The organism is Paraglaciecola sp., assembly GCF_030730205.1.
Classification (GTDB): domain Bacteria; phylum Pseudomonadota; class Gammaproteobacteria; order Enterobacterales; family Alteromonadaceae; genus Paraglaciecola.
Window position 1 is genome coordinate 1 of sequence record NZ_JANQVQ010000295.1, and the last position, 18,569, is coordinate 18,569.

The following is an 18,569-nucleotide window of genomic DNA, read 5'->3' on the forward strand; positions in this document are numbered from 1 at the left end:
GCCGTGTAAATACTAAACTTTTGGTTACTTGCGGTATGCTTGACTCCACCAAACATGCGTTTTAATTTTGCCGGATAGTCTAAATGCCTATTGCCAACAATGATAAGTTCGCCGCCAGAAGTGAGCGCCTTTTTAGCGTCACTGAACATTTGCAGAGCGATATGGTCGGTAATGGTATTTTGTTGATGAAAAGGTGGGTTACACAATACGAAGTCTACAGGTTCATAGCGTGAGTTTTGTAAATATTCATCAAGACAGTTACTGACAATAAAGTCACAGCGTGTCAACGCATCAGGTAAATTGTTTTTTATGTTTTCTCTTGCAGAGTCAATGGCCATGTAAGACTCATCAACAAAGATAACGCGAGCCTGCTGATTGTTATGCAAAACATGCAAACCGAGTACACCATTTCCGCAACCTAAATCGATGAGTGTTTTATTGCCTACCTTCGGAAGATGCTCAAGCATAAAGCGAGCTCCAATGTCTAATTGCTGGCGTGAAAACACATTAGCGTGATTGATTAAGCGAAATTCGGGTTTTTCAGTCGACCAAACGGTGGGATATGGAGAGTTATGCTTTAACGTTGTGGTGGGCTGACAAAAGATGAGTCTAGCCTTCTTCTTGGCTAATGAGGTAGTGGTGGGGCCAAGGTATTTTTCAAATAACGCTAAGGTAGATTTTTGAATAGCCAAGATCTTACCTGCCGCAATTATTTGGGTTGTCGGTGTGACAATATTTTGTAGGGCGATAAGTTGTTGCTCAAGCAAAGCGGTAGTTTTAGGAACTTTAATCAGCACTATATCACTAGGTGTTTCAATAAGATCCAAGCAGTGATTGAAGCGTATAGTGTCTGTTTGTAGTCCATTTTTAGTCAGATTCATCAGACAGGACTGACGAGCAACAAATGAATCGCTGATCCAACTTATATGGTGAGCGGCAAACCAGCAGGCTAGGGCGCCAAAATCATCATTGTAAATACTGATGGTGCTTTGCGCTGAATATGAGGGTAAAGACTGAACATACTCTATCAGGTATTCGTCTGCGGCATCCCAAGCCTGCCAACTAGGATGCTGTAGTTGTGGTGGGTATCGAAGAAGTGTCAGGCTCTTATCTAACAGAGTTAAACTGGCTTTCATTAATTATATTACCTCTGTGAGGGTCTAAGGTATGCAACAAGAACTCTTTGATACGCAAGGAGTAGACGAAGGCATTCAACTCAATATGAAGGATGCAGATGTCAGCTATTATCCTAGTTTTTTGCTTGCTGACCAAGCGCTACATTACTTTAATGTGCTTAGCCAACAATTGACTTGGCGCGAAGAACACATTCAATTATTCGGAAAGTTGTTTAAAGTGCCCCGTTTACAAGCGTGGTATGGGGATGATGATGCCAGCTATCGATACTCAAATTTAAGTATGCAACCCAATAACTGGACTGGTTCACTGCTTGAGCTAAAAGCATTATGTGAGCATAAAACACAACATTCGTTTAATTCAGTGTTAGCTAATTGGTATCGAGACGGACAAGATAGCATGGGTATGCATGCAGATAATGAACCTGAACTTGGACACAGGCCTTGTATTGCTTCCCTGAGTTTGGGGCAGGAGCGCACCTTAGTTTTTGCTCATAAACACAGTAAAGAAAAACTGCGCTTACCATTGGCATCGGGTAGCTTATTGATTATGAAGGGAAAAACTCAAGAATGTTGGCTGCATGGCATTGCTAAAACAAAAAGGCCGCTATTGGGAAGGATTAATCTGACGTTCCGCAGTATTATTAATTAAGGTGGTATTGGGCTTTTTTGACAAGCAAAAAAATAACTCACTATGGCTCAATGGCTTAGCATCAAATATCGAAAAATAGTCAAAAACTGATTTTTTTAGTGGGTAATTAGGACTAAATTTAAGAAGTAGGCCACTCATAGCCAAAACCACTAGTTGGTTAACGTGTTTAGATAACTTTGGTCTCAGGGAGAATAAATGAATATTCAAAACAACATCGAAAAAAAGCTACTTGAACACTTCGAACCCGCGCATTTAGAGGTGATTAATGAAAGCTATATGCATAATGTACCAAGTGGTTCAGAGAGCCATTTTAAAGTCGTGTTAGTCACCCCAAAATTTGCCGGAGAGCGGCTCATAAATCGTCATCGAGCGGTCAATGCCGTTCTAAAAGAAGAGTTAGCTCACCATATTCATGCTCTAGCTCTGCATACCTACACTCATGATGAATGGCACCATCTATATGGCGCCGCACCTGACTCCCCCAAATGCCTGGGTGGCATGCGAAATCAAGCCTAAACGAAGCTAAAGTGCGCTATCTGTTGTCTCTTGGCAGTTAGCGCCGACGCTTCGCTTCTTTTATTTCATTTTTTCTAAAACAGCTTGTTGTGCCGTGTTGGTAGAATTTCAGCTCGTTTTGACTGTGTATTTTCAGCCAATATAGTAGATAATAAAGACAAATTGCAGCTAATTGCTGAGATAGTAGGCATCACTGTAGCTGTTCAGATCTGTTATTTTGTTTTGAACGAGTAGACTAACGCCAGTTAAAAATAGTAGGGAAAAAACATGATTATTAAGCCCAAAATTCGAGGCTTTATTTGTACGAATGCGCATCCTATTGGCTGTGCAGCGAGCGTAAAACAGCAAATAGCTTATGTTCAAGCACAAGGTGAGTTAAATAATCCACCAAAAAACGTATTGGTTATCGGATGTTCGACTGGTTACGGACTTGCTTCAAGAATTACTGCCGCGTTTGCTGGTGGTGCGAATACTTTAGGTGTGTGCTTTGAAAAACCGCCCAGTGATAGAAAAACGGCCACTGCTGGTTGGTACAACACGGCCGCTTTTCATCAAGAAGCTCAAGTTGCTGGCTTGTATGCCAATACGCTGAACGGTGACGCCTTTGGCAAGGAAATGAAACAGCAGGTTATCGATACATTAAAAGCTGATATGGGCAAAGTTGATTTGGTTATTTATAGCTTGGCTTCTCCCCGTAGAACGGATCCAGAGACAGGTGAAGTGTATAAATCAACACTAAAGCCAGTGGGGCAAAGCTATAAAACCAAAACCTATGATACTGATAAAAATCTAGTGCATGAAATTGAACTAGAACCTGCTAATGATGAAGAGATCGAACAAACGATTAAAGTCATGGGTGGCGAAGATTGGGAGCTATGGTTAAACGCACTAGCTGAAGCTGATTTGCTTGCTGAGGGTTGCAAAACCACAGCTTATACCTACGTGGGTAAAGAATTAACATGGCCGATTTATGGTCAAGCTACTATTGGTCGCGCTAAAGAAGACCTAGACCGTGCTGCGGCCGCTATTACTAAGACCAAAGCGGATAAAAAGGTTCAGGCTTATGTGTCGTCTTTAAAAGCCTTAGTAACTCAAGCTAGTTCGGCTATACCGGTTATGCCTCTGTATATTTCTCTCATCTATAAAGTGATGAAAGAAGAAGGCACACATCAAGGCTGTATAGAACAAATCTACGATTTATTTGCTGAGAAACTCGTTAAAGAACAGCCGGATACTGATGATCTGGGACGTTTGTACATGAACGCAAAAGAAACCAATGACAGTACCCAAGCTAAAATCAAATCATTGTGGGATCAGGTGACACAGGATAATTTTCACCAATTAAGTGATTATGCTGGTTATCATCATGAATTTTTACGCCTTTTTGGTTTTGACATTGAAGGCGTTGATTATGATGCCGATGTTGAACCCTTAGTTGAATGGTAAAATGTAACTTTTGATAGATAAAAATAGAAAACCGCTTTCTAGCGGTTTTTTATTCTTGCGTCTTTTGTGTTAGATTGCGCCGCCAAATAAATTGAAAATTTGATATAAATACATAAAAAGTACATAAAAAAAGTGTTTAAACAATAATTTGCATGGCAGATAGGCTTGGGTTGGTGCTAAAATTCCCTTGCTAATCTTTAGGGGTTGATCTTTATTTAGGGCTTTAAGAATAAATAAAGCAAGAGCAAGGTAGCAAATCATAGAGCCGCGGGCTATTTCAGCGGAGTTAATACAAGACACATCACGATTAGATTTTTAGTTGGGCTCATAGGGTGTAACAACAAGAGTCTAATCGTGCTGTGTATTAAATAGAGTAGTGCAATTGCTTATGATAAAAATCACGAAAGGGCTAGACCTCCCCATCGAGGGAGTGCCACAACAAACTATCCATGAGGGCAATCAGGTAAGCCGGGTTGCTATTTTGGGGGAAGAATATATTGGCATGCGTCCTACGATGCATGTCCAAGAAGGCGATGTAGTGAAAAAAGGTCAAGTTCTTTTTGAAGATAAAAAGAACCCCGGCGTATTATTCACTGCTCCTGCTGCCGGAAAAGTGGTTGAGGTTAATCGCGGTGCAAAACGAGTTTTGCAATCTGTGGTTATCGAAATCGACGGTAACGAAAGCGAAGTATTTTCTAAGTATAGTCAGTCTGAGCTTGCTTCTCTTGACGCCACTAAGGTGCAAGAGCAGTTAGTGAAGTCTGGTTTGTGGACAGCAATACGCACTCGTCCATTTAGCAAGTCTCCCGCCTTAGATAGCAAACCTAAATCAATATTTGTTAGCGCAATGGATACCAATCCACTTGCCGCTGACCCACAAGTCATTATTGCTCAGCGCAGTGAAGATTTTGTTAATGGTTTGCAGGTGATAAGTCAGCTAACAGAAGGTAAAGTTTTTGTAGGCAAAGCGCCTGATGCAACTATTCCAACTGGCTCAGTGAGTAAAGTTTCGGTTAATCAGTTTGCTGGTCCTCACCCTGCTGGTTTGGTGGGTACACATATCCATTATTTGGACGGTGTTGGTGCCAATAAAAAAGTGTGGCATGTCGGTTACCAAGACGTAATTGCTATCGGTCACTTGTTCACAACTGGTGAGCTTGATTCAACCCGTGTTGTATCGCTTGCAGGTCCGGAAGTGAAAGTGCCTCGCTTAGTGAAAACACTATTAGGTGCTGATCTTGCTCAATTAACTGCAAACGAGATCAATGAAGGGGATTTAAGAGTCCTTTCTGGATCGGTGTTGATGGGTAACAAAGCCACCGGCGTTCACGGATACTTAGGTCGTTTCCACGTACAAGTTTCAGTATTGCGTGAAGGTCGTGAAAAAGAATTGTTTGGCTGGATAAAGCCTGGTGCAAATCAGCACTCAGTGACAAGAGCCTATCTTGCTCACTTGAATCCTAAACGTCTGTTTAATATGACCACAACAACTAATGGTTCTGACCGTTCAATGGTACCAATTGGAAACTACGAGCGGGTTATGCCCCTTGATATTCTGCCTACTTTATTGCTCAGAGATATGATCGCTGGCGATACTGATGGTGCGCAGACACTAGGGTGCTTAGAACTAGACGAAGAAGATTTGGCATTGTGTACCTATGTTTGCCCAGGCAAATATAACTACGGGCCTATCTTGCGTGATTGTCTTGATAAGATTGAGAAAGAGGGTTAAGTCATGGGTTTAAAAGCGTATTTAGAAAAGATTGAACCTGATTTTGAAGCGGGCGGTAAGTACGAAAAGTTTTATGCTTTGTACGAAGCGGCAGCAACTATTTTTTATACCCCAGGTAAGGTAAATAAAGCCAATACTCACGTACGTGATAGCATCGATCTAAAACGTATTATGATTATGGTATGGATGGCAACGTTTCCAGCCATGTTTTACGGTATGTATAATATCGGACACCAAGCACATAACGCTATTTTAGCAGGTGCGGGTGCGATGCCTGATATGTGGCAGGCGGCTTTGTTTGCTTCTTTAGGTGGTCAGATAGGCTTGGAAAGTACTGGCGGTTTAGCCATGTTCTTATACGGAGCTTGTTTCTTCATTCCTGTTTATGCCGTTACTTTCATTGTTGGTGGTTTTTGGGAAGTGCTGTTTGCATCAGTACGTAAGCACGAGATCAACGAAGGTTTCTTTGTTACCTCGGTATTATTTGCCTTAACGCTACCTGCCACGATTCCGCTATGGCAAGTTGCCTTGGGTATCACCTTTGGTGTGGTTATTGCCAAAGAAGTATTTGGTGGTACGGGTCGTAACTTCTTGAACCCAGCTTTGTCTGGTCGTGCGTTTTTGTACTTCGCTTACCCTGCACAAATTTCAGGTGATGCCATTTGGACTGCCGCTGACGGCTTCTCTGGTGCTACTTGGTTAAGTAAAGCTGCATCTGGATCAGTAAGTGATTGGAGCATTAATGCAGACTGGTGGGATGCATTTTTGGGTAATATTCAAGGTTCAATGGGTGAAGTATCAACCTTGGCCATAATGTTAGGCGGTTTGTTTATTATCTATCTACGCATTGCGTCTTGGCGGATAGTACTCGGAGTGTTACTCGGTGGGGCAGCCTTCAGTTTATTGCTCAACCTTATTGGAAGTGATACCAACGCCATGTTTGCAATGCCTTGGTACTGGCATTTAGTTACTGGTGGCTTTGCTTTCGGTATGTTCTTTATGGCTACAGATCCGGTTTCCGCGTCGTTTACTAACACTGGTAAATGGGCATACGGAATTATGATTGGTGCGATGTGTATTATGATCCGCGTAATCAACCCCGCCTTCCCTGAAGGTATGATGTTAGCGATATTGTTTGCAAATTTATGGGCACCCTTATTTGATTACTTTGTTGCCCAAAGCAATATAAAACGGAGGATGGCACGTGTCGGCTAAAAAAGAAACTTTAGGTAAAACGATAGGCGTTGTACTAGCCGTCTGTTTGGTATGTTCAATTATTGTTTCGGGTGCGGCTGTTGGTTTACGTAGCTTGCAAGAAACGAACGCTGATCTAGACCAAAAATCAAATATTATTGAAGCTGCTGGTTTACCTGTCACAAGCGATTGTAATGTTGCTTGTGCTTTTGACAAATACGTTGAAGAGCGCTTTGTTGACCTGAGCACCGGCAAATATGTCGAAGTAAGTGATGACTTTGATATGTATAAGGCAGCTAAGAAAGAAGACTACAGCGTTAAAGTTGAAAACAGCAATGTTGGCTTCCAATATCGCTCAAGTGTAGCAAATGTCTTTTTGGTTAAAGATGAAGCTGGTGCGGTAAATCGCATTATATTGCCTGTGAATGGTAGTGGCTTGTGGGATATGATGTATGGCTACTTAGCATTAGACGTTGATGGTAATACCATTCGTCAGTTGGTCTATTACAAGCAAAAAGAAACGCCTGGATTAGGCGGCGAAGTACAAAACCCCAGCTGGAAAGCACAATGGGACGGCAAAAAACTTTATAAGGATGGCGAAGTGGCTATTCAAGTAAAGAAGAATGCTGACTCGTCCAGCGACTATGTGGTTGATGCCTTATCGGGAGCTACTTTAACCAGTAACGGTGTACAAAATACACTTGATTATTGGGCAGGCGATAATGGTTACGGACCGTTCCTCAAAAATCAGACTTGGAAATCATAAGGGCTTTGTACAATGGCTGAAACTAAAGAAATGAAAAAGGTACTGTTCGGGCCAATCCTGGACAATAACCCTATCGCATTGCAAGTTCTGGGCGTTTGTTCTGCACTAGCAATTACTACAAAATTAGAAACTGCTTTGGTAATGGGTTTGGCTCTTACTACGGTAACTGCGTTTTCTAATCTTTTTATCTCGTTAATTCGGAATCAGATTCCTTCGAGTGTACGAATCATCATTCAGATGACTATCATTGCTTCACTGGTAATCGTGGTTGACCAAATTCTGAAGGCCTACAGCTATGAAATATCAAAGCAGCTTTCGGTGTTTGTTGGATTAATCATTACTAACTGTATCGTTATGGGTCGAGCTGAAGCTTATGCCATGAAGAGTCCACCCTTTATGTCGTTTTTAGACGGTATCGGTAACGGTCTGGGCTATTCGCTGGTTCTTATTATTATCGGCACAATTAAAGAACTATTTGGCTTCGGTACTATTTTGAACTTTGAAGTGTTATCACTAGTTCAAAATGGCGGTTGGTATCAAGGAAACGGTTTGTTAATTTTACCTTTTAGCTCATTCTTCTTGATTGCTGGTTTAATTTGGGTGATTCGTACTATTCGTCCTGAACAAGTCGAGCCGAAGGAGTAATTCATGGAACATTACATTAGTATTTTCGTCAAATCCGTGTTCATCGAGAACATGGCCTTGTCTTTGTTTTTAGGTATGTGTACTTTTTTGGCGGTATCGAAAAAAGTTAAAACTGCCATGGGTTTAGGCGTAGCGGTTATCGTGGTTTTAGGTATCTCTGTACCTGTCAACCAAGTTATCTATGTAAATATTCTTGCTCCTGGTGCCTTAGCATGGGCAGGGTTTCCTGATGCTGACCTTAGCTTTTTGAGCTTTTTGACTTTCATCGGCGTAATAGCTGCGTTAGTACAAATTTTGGAAATGACCCTAGATAAGTTTTTCCCTGCTTTGTACAACGCGTTAGGTATTTTCTTACCTTTAATTACCGTTAACTGCGCTATCTTCGGTGGTGTGGCGTTCGCGGTACAACGTGAATACAACTTCAGTGAAAGTATTGTTTATGGTATCGGTAGTGGTTTAGGTTGGGCGATTGCAATCACCTTATTGGCAGCGGTGCGTGAAAAACTGAAATACGCTGACATGCCAGAAGGCATCAGAGGATTAGGTTCAGTGTTTATGATCGCGGGTTTAATGGCCTTAGGCTTCCAGTCTTTCACTGGTATTTCACTGTAAACCACATCGAGTAGGAGTAATTATTAAATGAATCCAAATGAAATATACCTTGGTGTTGGCATGTTCATCGTCATCGTATTGGCTTTGGTTGCAATCATTATGTTTGCAAAATCGAAACTAGTACCAGAAGGCGATATCACTATCACCATCAATGGTGACCCAAATAAACGTATCACGGCACAATCTGGCGACAAGTTATTAGGCGTATTAGCGAATAATGGCATCTTTGTATCTTCAGCTTGTGGTGGTGGTGGCTCATGTGGGCAGTGCCGAGTTGATGTTACGTCTGGTGGCGGTGAAATTCTGCCTACCGAGCTTGACCACATAAGTAAAAAAGAAGCGAAACATGGTTGCCGTTTGTCTTGTCAGTTGTCTATCAAACAAGATATGGAAATTGAGTTAGAAGAAGAGATTTTTGGTATCAAAAAATGGGATTGTGAAGTTATTTCTAATGACAACAAAGCCACCTTTATCAAAGAACTTAAACTTAAGATTCCAAATGGCGAAAGTGTTCCGTTCAAAGCAGGTGGCTATATTCAAATTGAGGCACCAGCGCACCACGTTAAGTATAGTGAGTTTGACGTACCTGAAAAATACCGTGGAGACTGGGAACGTTTTGGCTTCTTTAACATAGAATCAAAAGTTGATGAAGAGACAATCCGCGCTTATTCAATGGCCAACTACCCCGAGGAAGAGGGTATTATTATGTTGAACGTGCGTATCGCTACGCCGCCACCTAATAATCTTACGCTTCCAGCTGGTAAAATGTCGTCTTATATCTGGAGCTTAAAAGAAGGAGACAAAGCGACTATTTCTGGTCCTTTCGGTGAATTCTTTGCAAAAGAAACAAAAGCAGAAATGGTATTCGTTGGTGGTGGTGCTGGTATGGCGCCGATGCGCTCACACATTTTCGACCAACTACGTCGCTTAAAAACTGATCGTAAAATTACCTTTTGGTATGGCGCTCGTTCATTGCGCGAAATGTTTTATGTAGAAGACTTTGACATGCTAGCCAAAGAAAACGAAAACTTTGAATGGCACGTTGCATTGTCAGATCCTCAACCTGAAGATAACTGGGAAGGTTACACTGGTTTTATTCACCAAGTATTATTAAAAAATTACTTGCAGGAGCATCCCGCACCTGAAGATTGTGAATTCTATATGTGTGGACCACCCATGATGAACGCAGCAGTGATTAACATGCTGAAAGAGTTAGGTGTTGAAGACGAAAACATCATGTTAGATGACTTTGGTGGCTAAGATCTTCGCTTAATGCAAAGTCACTGTAAGTAAAAATAGTTAAAAGGGGCGAGAGCCCCTTTTTCTTTAGTTTAAAATTGTAAGTGGAAATCTACTATGTATCTCGGCATTAGGTCATTGGTCAGTGTTTTGTTGGTGGTTTTACTCAGTCAGTGTTCTCCCACCAACCAAGCTGAAATATATCTCAGCGGTCCTACTATGGGGACCGTTTACAATATTAAATATGTACCAAACGGCAATATTGAGTCGGCAAAGTTGCAACAAGAAATAGATTCAGCGCTACTACAGGTGAATAAACTTATGTCGACCTACATGGCTGATTCAGAGCTATCTCGCTTTAATCAGTGGCATAGTACCGAACCATTTCCATTATCACCTCAAACATTAAAAGTGATGGAAGAAGCTAAGCGTCTCGGCGCCCTGAGTAAAGGCGTCCTAGATGTCACCGTTGGACCTTTAGTCAACTTGTGGGGGTTTGGACCAGAAGCTAGACCTGAAAGGGCGCCTAGCGAGGAACTTGTCGCCAATGTAAAAGCGCGAACTGGCTTAGACAAGTTGCTACTGACTACAACGAGTGCAAGCAAAACTGAGCCTACTTTATATGTTGATTTATCTACTATAGCTAAAGGTTACGGCGTAGATCTTGTCGCAGAGCTACTAGATGAGCATCACATAGTAAATTACTTAGTTGAGATTGGTGGTGAGATGCGCCTCTCAGGAAAAAAAATTAATGGGGCTGATTGGCGGGTGGCCATAGAAAAGCCGATTACACAAGAAAGGGCTGTTGAGCGGATTATCAGTGTCGGCAATAATGGCATAGCGACCTCAGGCGATTATCGAAATTACTTTGAGGTTGATGGAGTCAGGTACTCTCATTTAATTGACCCCTCCACCGGCAAACCCATTACCCATAATTTGGTATCGGTAACGGTTGTCGATCCTTCTTGTATGACGGCAGATGGTTTAGCAACAGCGCTAAGTATAATGGGTAAAGACAAGGCGTTAGCATTGGCTGCTGAAAATCAGATCGCAGTATTATTGATAACTAAAGAAGGGGATGAATTTAAAGAGTATACTAGTCCTATGTTCGACAAAATCGTCACTGAATATTAAACAGGATTTATTATGAGTACTTTTATTTTAGCATTCGTGTTTTTTGTCATAGTGGTTGCCGCTATGTCAGTGGGCTATTGGGTGCAGAAAAAAACAATTAGTGGCAGTTGTGGTGGTCTTGGCGCATTGGGTATTGCAAAAGCCTGTGATTGTCCGGAACCTTGTGATCGAAAGAAAGCCCGCATGGAAAAAGAAGAGCAGCGCCAAGAAAAACTTAACGAGTGGAAGAAAAATCAAATACTATAATGCCTAATACTTTTTTAGTTAACACCTAAGCCGGTACGTTGTTATCGGCTTTTTTATGGCATTTGATTTAAGCGCACAATACTGCTTGATATGAATAAACATGGATGATTTCACAAGAATTTGTATTGACTTGTAATATCAGTGTTGCAAAATACTGTAATAATAAACAGTGTTTGTGCTTATGAAAAAAATCATACACATCGATATGGATTGTTTCTATGCAGCCGTAGAGATGCGTGACAATCCTGATCTACAAAATGTTCCCTTAGCGATTGGTGGAAGCCAGGACAGGCGTGGCGTAATCTCAACTTGTAATTATATCGCCCGTCAATTTGGGGTGCGTTCTGCAATGGCAACAGCACATGCCTTTAAACTTTGTCCAAACTTAGTGTTAGCGCCAGGACGGATGGACGTTTATGCCCAAATATCTCAACAAATTCGCGCTATATTTAGCCGCTACACGGATAAAATAGAACCATTATCTTTGGACGAAGCTTATCTCGATGTCAGTGAGTCTACCTTATATGGCGGAAGTGCTACTTTAATCGCGCAAGATATTCGCCAAGCTATTTACAATGAAACCCAATTAACTGCTTCTGCTGGTGTCGCTCCTTGTAAATTTGTCGCCAAAATAGCCAGCGATGAAAACAAACCTAACGGTATATGTGTCATCCCGCCAACAAAATTAGACGACTTTGTCAGAAAGCTGCCCTTAGGTAAAATTCCTGGGGTAGGGAAGGTGACACTAGAGAAACTAAATAAGATGGGCCTTTATAGCTGTGAAGACATCAGAACATTTCCGTTTGACGATTTGATTAAACGATTTGGTAAATTTGGTTTAGTGATATGGTCAAGAAGTCATGGCGAAGATGAACGTGAATTACAGGTTGATCGACAACGAAAGTCGGTTGGGGTCGAACGCACCTTATCTCAAGATATTACAAGTATGGATGATTGCAGAGCCGTCACTCATACCTTATTCCCCATGCTTAAAAAGCGCTTAATAAAATCGAGCCCAGATCTTCGCATACAAAGCCAAGGTATAAAAATTAAATTCAGTGACTTTCAGCAAACTACAGTGGAGCATCGTTGTCATATATTGAATGAGCAATATTTCGATGAACTACTTGCAGAGGCCTTAGCACGAAGCGCCGGCAGAGGAATTCGTTTAGTGGGATTGCACGTTAGCTTATTAGCAGACAGTCAGGTTCAGCAGCTCACTTTTGATTTTAATTTAACTGGTTCAATCTAGGGTTTTAGCAAGGTTTGTGTTGTTAGTCATCATCATACGTTGAATTAGCCTAGAGCAAGCATCATTTTAAGATTTACATCACATTAGTCAGTGTTTTATGTGAAAAACTAAAAGGAATCCAAGTGGACATACCAAAGGGTAAATACCGTCATTACAAGGGTAATGATTATGAAGTACTGGGGGTAGCACAACATTCAGAGGATAAATCTGAGTTAGTGGTGTATCGGCCTCTTTATGGCGATCAAGGTTTGTGGGTAAGACCTTTATCGATGTTTACCGAGTCGGTATTGCTTGATGGTGTACCAACCCCTCGATTTAGCTATATCGAAAACTAAGCGTGGTAAATTTAGGTCAATATTAGTGCACTAAGTGTCCAACAGAGTCCTGCTAACATTGCTGCATAACTAGCAGGTAGGATTTGACTCTTAACGTGATCCATTAAATCGCAACCCGTGGTCATGGCACTTAATATAGTGGTATCAGAAATGGGCGAACACTGGTCGCCGTATACACTGCCATTAAGTACCGTAGCAAAACAAATCATTAAATACAGCTCAGGATGAGCTAGGTTTTGAGATTGCGCTAAGGACCAAGCCAGTGGCATGGCTAAGGGAAATGCAATGGCATAGGTGCCCCAGCTTGTTCCTGTAGAAAATGCAATTAACATGGTCATGCCTTGCAATATAAGAGGCAGAGCCCAAAACGGTATTTGATCGCCTAGTGATTCAACTAAAAAAATTCCGCCACCGAGCTGCCTGCTGATTAAGCCAATAGTTAAGGCCAGCATGAGAATAACCGAGGCAAACACGACTCCTTTTAAGCCGTCTCCTAAGCCCTCTAAAAGCTGATGCAAACTCATGCCTTTAATCAATGCAATAGAGGCCGCAATAAACAAGGCAGTGGCAAATGCCCAATGTATTTGAGGAGAGCCCATATTGAAATGGGTGATTACCGCCACGCAAATCAAACTTACCAGAGGTAATAAGAACTCGACCAGATTGGCTTTATATCCTTTTGGTACATTGGTGTTATGTAACTCTTTGGCACTAATTGGACGGGCGGTTTTACTATCTAACTCACCAGTAGTGCTGGCTCTAGTTGAGGCCTTTTTTAACAAGGGGCCACTGAAGATAGTGATGTTTAAACTTAACAATAGCGTGCCTATTACGGCAAATATGGCATAAAAACTAAACGGCACACTAGCAAAAAAGAATGCGACGCGCTGACTTTCAGTGGCAAGAAAGGCCACACCTGGAATGAATAAAAAACCTTGTATATATGCAGGCCAAGCGTTAAATGCAATTAATGCTGCTACGGGTGATGCCGTCGAATCAACGACGTAACTGAGTTCTTCGTGGCTAACCTTAGCTTTGTCAGCGATAGGTTTCACTGTTGTGCCCACTAATACAGTACTCATCGTACCGCCTTGAAAAAAAATAATACCTAGAAACCAAGCCACTAACTTAGCTGAGCGGGGGCCTTTTACATAGTGCTTACTCATATATTCCGCAAAGGCCTGCGCAGCCCCTGTTTTGCCCCAAACACCCATTAGCCCTCCTAATAACCACAAGTACAGAATTAAAATAGAAGCGGCGCTGGTGGTACCGACAGCGGGGATCAGCACTTGACTAAAAATATCAAACTGCCCCATTATGATTGCCCCCACCACGATGCCACTTAATAAGGCTACAAACGGTTCCTTGGTTATTAGGCACAGCAAAATAGCAATAAATGCAGGCAACAAAGACCATAAACCGTAGTGAAAATCAGCTTTTAACAGCACTAAGCTGGAAGCTTGCACATCTGCTGACTCTGAGCTATCTGATAACCACACCCACTGCTGCTTCAAGGCGGGGGGCTGGGTGGTTAGCGTTAGTGCACTTTGGCGAAGTGGCGAATTTTCATAATCAACAATCTGGTCTATCTTTAATGTTTTTCCGCCCGCCTGATACATCCAATTACCCTTGTTATCTGTATAAGTCTCGAAGCGTAGTTGTGACTCTACCCAAGAGGGTGGCACGTTAATATAAACATAAAACGCAGCTACGATACTGATTACACATAAAACTAAGGTAAACTGTTTGCTGACGCTTGGCATGCTGAGTTCTTTTTAATGACTTGCTTGGTCTACAATCTATCACTTACTTTTACTATTTAAAAACAAAGGGATATACAATGCGCACAAAATTAATGCTTGTTATTGGCCTAGTGGCTTCATTAGGCATGGTAAACGCTGAAGCACGGGATGCTTTTGCTGAAACTAAAATAGAGAGCCAGCGTTTAAATGATTCGGTCTATATGCTCACCGGCATGGGCGGTAACATCGGCGTTTCTGCTGGCGATGATGGGATCTTGATTATTGATGACCAATTTGCTCCATTAGCAGATAAAATTGCTAAGGCCATTGGCAACATTTCAAGCAATAAAATGAAGTACGTAGTGAATACTCACTATCATGGTGATCATACTGGTTCAAATGCCTACTTTAGCGAGATTCAAGATACAACTATTTTTGCTCACCATAATGTTCGTACTCGCCTCCAAGCTGATAAGGAGGTAAAACCTGCGGCATTACCTGTGGTGACTTTTGCAGAAGGTATTACTTTACATTTTAATGGTGAAACCATTAAGGTCACGCATTTACCAGCGGGGCATACTGATAGCGATAGCGTCATTTGGTTTGAAAAAGCCAATGTACTGCACGCCGGGGACTTATTTTTCCAAGGACGTTTCCCTTATATCGATTTAGATGGTGGCGGCACAGTAGACGGATATATTAAGAATGTGCGCAGTCTTATTGCGATGTTGAACGAAGACACTCAAATTATACCTGGCCACGGCAAACTAGCTACTAAAGCAGATTATCAAAGCGCCTTAGATATGATCGTAGAGACAGCGGCCTATATAAAAACCAAAAAAGACCAAGGCGTCAGCTTAGGGGATTTAATTTCATCGGGCTTAGACGATAAATGGAAAGCGTGGTCTTGGCAGTTTATTAATGAAGAAAAGTGGATCAGCACCCTGTATAACGGTCAATAAGATGGATTGTCTTGGTAGCTCGTATCAATTGGTACTCGCTACCGATTCAAACTTATTGACGGTCAAAAGCTGGTTTAGTGACCAGCAGCAAATGCTCACTTGGGGTGGGCCAAATATGTATTATCCTATCAGTGATGAAACATTTATGAGCCTATTGCAAGAGTCTCATCTTAGCTCTTATTGTTTGTTAGACCCTGACAATAGCGTTGTTGCGTTTGGGCAATTCTATTTACGGCTAGACAGGCATCACCTTGGACGTTTAGTCGTAAGTCCAAAGCATAGAAACCAAGGTTTAGTAAAAAAGCTTATTTTTGGTTTACTCGAAATGGCAGTGCAAATTAACGGACAGCGTGAAGCCTCATTGTTTGTTTATAAAGACAATTCTCCTGCTTTGCGTGCCTACTCGGCGATAGGATTTAAGACGAGAATTTATCCTGCAGATTTGCCCCCCAATATGCAAGATTGTCTCTATATGGTCTTAGACTGAAGGAGGCAGTCAACCTTGGCCCTTTAGCTAGTTTTATCAGGGTAGATACCAAATTTTAATAACACACTGTGAAATAAAGACACGTTAGTTATATATAAAACGTGGGTATAACCTTTTTGCATGGTGTTTAACTTGGTGTAAATATTAAGGTCTATCTTGGATATTTGCGCCAACCGTTTACTCGTTAAAGGGGTGTTGGGATCTTTACAGCGCATCGCACTTAAGTGGGTAATAAAAGGCTCAACGGCATTTTTAGCGACATGTTCGCTAATTTGCCCTCGCACTTTACCAAACAAAAATTCTTGTTCATTGACGAATATAATTTGTTTATTTTTACTGCGCTCAACATGCACTACATGGGCATCTCTCACGTTTTTACGGAGCATATCTTCAAGCAGTTGTGACTTGGGTCCAATGGCGTCTTTATCGGCTAAAAATCCATGCAGTGGCACTTCGTTTGCTAATACAGCAAAGGGTTTAAGATCAAAACTATCTTCTTTGTGATAAATCGTTTTCAAGCGATCGATGGTGAATCGGTTATTGGTAATGAGGACTGAAGCACAGGGTAAATTACGGATACTGAGTTCCCACAAAAAGCGAAAAATATTTCTTTGGCGAATGCTCATATCTCGCTGAGTGAAATATTCACTATTGTTATTAAATAAACCGCGTAATTTTTGTCCTTCAGACTTAACCAATTGCGGCGGTAACTTCAGATGCAATATACCGGACGTTTTATTGTATTTAACGATCTGATACTTCTGCCCACTTAACTTAAGAGACTTAATTGATACCTTAATGATCTCGTCAAATTCTATCTCTGTGGGTGTTTGTAATGTCAATTTTAACCCGCTAGCCGACAAATCATTTAAGGTCGCCTCATGCTGAGTAAAGAGCCCTGTTTTAATAAACGCTGGAGCATTCATTAAATACCGAGCCTCAGCGCGTCGGTCACTCTGATCTTCCATCACAGCAGTGATAGGCCAACGAGTTAAGTCATCAATAATCGCTTTGGGAAATGGCTTAAACGGCTCTGGATCGGCTATTTTTAAATCACCTATCCAATTGCTGACATCTTTACAAAACAGTATGTGGGTAATGTCTGATAATTCACTGTATTCGCTGGCTATGATATCGTGAATATCAAAAGCGACGGATTTATGACTATTACTAACAGACTCTAAGCGGTACTGGATAACGCTAAACTTGTCAGACTGAGTCGCCTGTTCAATGAACTGTTTTACCAATCCATTGGTGGCTAACTGCCGATGCGTAGCGGCGACATGTATTTCTTGGTTTTTATGTTGAATAACGCCTTTGAGGAGGAAACTTTCTTTTTGAATTTCTAGCTCTTTAATTAAATTGTCATAAATCTTCTGAGCAGGTAAATCAGTTAAATTTGAATATCGCTCGTTATATTCAATATTCGTCGGCGTCATTAGTTCAAATAAAGGCCTTAGCTGATCGTCTTTATAACCAAGAAACAAAGGGATCCAAGGGCTATTCGCTAATATTCTGTCACGCTCTAAGTTTTGTAATACACGTTCAATTTCTAATTCTCTTTGTAAAGGAAATTGGTTTACTGAGCTCTTAACATAGTTAGTCAGACGTTCGACAATCTTTTTTGATGTCGCCGGTAACAAACTGAAAGTTGATTCAAATACCGACATTTCCTTATTAAACGTAGTGGCTTCTAATTTATACGACAGTTCACTTTGTCTTTCGGTAAACCCTGCGACCTTGGGGAAAGTAAAAATAAATACATTGTGTTCAGCATCAATAGTGGGTGTGCGCTTAGTTTCAACCACCATAGTTTTATGAGACAGCGAAGCCAGAGTACAGGCCTTACCTTTATCAAAGGCGGGACTGAAGACGGTGAAGTTTGGGCGAATTGCTAAGTCATCAGCAAAATCGATGTCATTAAAATATTGTGACTCTACACTGAATGCTTTGACAATCTTTTCATGCTGTTCTTGTTTGATAAAAGATTGATAGTGTTCTGAGTTCATCACTGACTCAAACACACCGACCGTGTAGCGATCAAAAAAGCGGCTTGTCTCTCGTTGCAGTATTTCTCGCCCTACTTTATCTAGGCGCATAGCAATACCAAAATGTTTAAATTTTAATACTGGGAATCTGGCAAATTCAGAATTATCAGCAGAGGCGTCGGTTAATGCAGTAAGACGAATCACCTCGTCTTTGATGATGTTCCGCACCCGACTTGGTAAGCGACTAGAAAATTTATTCAGCCCTTCGAGCAGGCGATTTTCCTGCTGAAGGGGAATTAACTTATTAATCAGTGACTTGTATTGCTTTATAACAAGCGCATCATCACTGATCTTATCTGTTGGTGTCAGAGGTGAATTCGACAAACTTAAACTTTTCCATTCTTTTTGTTTACTCTGCAAGAGTCTGCTTATTTAACCCTATTGTAACAAAAAGTAAACTATTACTAGATTGGGGAACTGTACTTTAA

The 18,569-nt window shown here is 41.4% G+C and carries 18 protein-coding genes; 15 read left to right on the top strand and 3 right to left on the bottom strand.

The features are described 5' to 3' along the window. The coding region (locus tag NWQ57_RS18820) for a methyltransferase (protein ID WP_306023719.1) at positions 1-1,136 on the bottom strand (1,136 nt) is incomplete at its 3' end. 31 nt (positions 1,137-1,167) lie between these two features. Between NWQ57_RS18820 and NWQ57_RS18825 the strand changes: the two genes are divergently transcribed. From NWQ57_RS18825 to NWQ57_RS18885, 13 genes are all read left to right on the top strand, one after another. Next, positions 1,168-1,785: an alpha-ketoglutarate-dependent dioxygenase AlkB gene (locus NWQ57_RS18825; protein WP_306023720.1), complete on the top strand. Its 618-nt coding sequence runs from the start codon at positions 1,168-1,170 to the stop codon at positions 1,783-1,785. 195 nt (positions 1,786-1,980) lie between these two features. Further along, a complete protein-coding gene (gene bolA / locus NWQ57_RS18830; RefSeq protein WP_306023721.1) occupies positions 1,981-2,301 on the top strand; it encodes a transcriptional regulator BolA in 321 nt (106 codons plus the stop codon). A gap of 267 nt (positions 2,302-2,568) precedes the next feature. Next, positions 2,569-3,747, top strand: coding sequence for an enoyl-ACP reductase FabV (gene fabV / locus NWQ57_RS18835; protein WP_306023722.1), 1,179 nt, complete (start codon positions 2,569-2,571; stop codon positions 3,745-3,747). Positions 3,748-4,135: 388 nt separating this feature from the next. Further along, positions 4,136-5,479, top strand: a complete 1,344-nt coding sequence (locus tag NWQ57_RS18840; RefSeq protein WP_306023723.1) for a Na(+)-translocating NADH-quinone reductase subunit A — start codon at positions 4,136-4,138, stop codon at positions 5,477-5,479. Positions 5,480-5,482: 3 nt separating this feature from the next. Continuing rightward, a complete protein-coding gene (locus NWQ57_RS18845; RefSeq protein WP_306023724.1) occupies positions 5,483-6,694 on the top strand; it encodes an NADH:ubiquinone reductase (Na(+)-transporting) subunit B in 1,212 nt (403 codons plus the stop codon). Then, the gene (locus NWQ57_RS18850; RefSeq protein WP_306023725.1) at positions 6,684-7,439 is read left to right on the top strand and encodes a Na(+)-translocating NADH-quinone reductase subunit C; all 756 of its coding nucleotides are present in this window, start codon (positions 6,684-6,686) and stop codon (positions 7,437-7,439) included. The genes NWQ57_RS18845 and NWQ57_RS18850 overlap by 11 nt, the downstream gene beginning before the upstream one ends. Positions 7,440-7,451: 12 nt before the next feature. Then, entirely contained in the window at positions 7,452-8,084 is a 633-nt protein-coding gene (locus NWQ57_RS18855; protein WP_306023726.1) for an NADH:ubiquinone reductase (Na(+)-transporting) subunit D, read from the top strand. A gap of 3 nt (positions 8,085-8,087) precedes the next feature. Next, complete coding sequence (gene nqrE, locus NWQ57_RS18860) at positions 8,088-8,696, top strand: NADH:ubiquinone reductase (Na(+)-transporting) subunit E (protein ID WP_306023727.1); 609 nt, start codon at positions 8,088-8,090, stop codon at positions 8,694-8,696. A 27-nt stretch (positions 8,697-8,723) separates the two neighbouring features. Further along, entirely contained in the window at positions 8,724-9,956 is a 1,233-nt protein-coding gene (gene nqrF / locus NWQ57_RS18865; protein ID WP_306023728.1) for an NADH:ubiquinone reductase (Na(+)-transporting) subunit F, read from the top strand. 96 nt (positions 9,957-10,052) lie between these two features. Then, positions 10,053-11,069, top strand: a complete 1,017-nt coding sequence (locus NWQ57_RS18870; protein ID WP_306023729.1) for an FAD:protein FMN transferase — start codon at positions 10,053-10,055, stop codon at positions 11,067-11,069. Positions 11,070-11,081: 12 nt separating this feature from the next. Continuing rightward, a complete protein-coding gene (gene nqrM / locus NWQ57_RS18875) occupies positions 11,082-11,315 on the top strand; it encodes a (Na+)-NQR maturation NqrM (protein ID WP_306023730.1) in 234 nt (77 codons plus the stop codon). Positions 11,316-11,496: 181 nt separating this feature from the next. Next, positions 11,497-12,567: a DNA polymerase IV gene (dinB, locus tag NWQ57_RS18880; RefSeq protein ID WP_306023731.1), complete on the top strand. Its 1,071-nt coding sequence runs from the start codon at positions 11,497-11,499 to the stop codon at positions 12,565-12,567. Between the two features lie 122 nt (positions 12,568-12,689). Continuing rightward, on the top strand, positions 12,690-12,902 hold the full coding sequence (locus tag NWQ57_RS18885) for a DUF1653 domain-containing protein (RefSeq protein WP_306023732.1): 213 nt from the start codon (positions 12,690-12,692) through the stop codon (positions 12,900-12,902). An 11-nt stretch (positions 12,903-12,913) separates the two neighbouring features. Here NWQ57_RS18885 and NWQ57_RS18890 read toward each other — a convergent pair whose 3' ends face one another. Then, on the bottom strand, positions 12,914-14,665 hold the full coding sequence (locus NWQ57_RS18890; RefSeq protein WP_306023733.1) for a Na+/H+ antiporter NhaC family protein: 1,752 nt from the start codon (positions 14,663-14,665) through the stop codon (positions 12,914-12,916). Between the two features lie 77 nt (positions 14,666-14,742). Here NWQ57_RS18890 and NWQ57_RS18895 point away from each other — a divergent pair, with 77 nt between their 5' ends. Both NWQ57_RS18895 and NWQ57_RS18900 read left to right on the top strand, forming a co-directional pair. Continuing rightward, entirely contained in the window at positions 14,743-15,606 is an 864-nt protein-coding gene (locus NWQ57_RS18895; RefSeq protein ID WP_306023734.1) for an MBL fold metallo-hydrolase, read from the top strand. A gap of 1 nt (position 15,607) precedes the next feature. Then, a complete protein-coding gene (locus tag NWQ57_RS18900) occupies positions 15,608-16,093 on the top strand; it encodes a GNAT family N-acetyltransferase (RefSeq protein WP_306023735.1) in 486 nt (161 codons plus the stop codon). Positions 16,094-16,116: 23 nt separating this feature from the next. Here NWQ57_RS18900 and NWQ57_RS18905 read toward each other — a convergent pair whose 3' ends face one another. After that, positions 16,117-18,501 carry a PilZ domain-containing protein gene (locus NWQ57_RS18905; RefSeq protein WP_306023736.1) on the bottom strand — a complete coding sequence of 795 codons (2,385 nt, stop codon included), beginning with the start codon at positions 18,499-18,501 and terminating at the stop codon, positions 16,117-16,119. Positions 18,502-18,569: the final 68 nt, after the last annotated feature.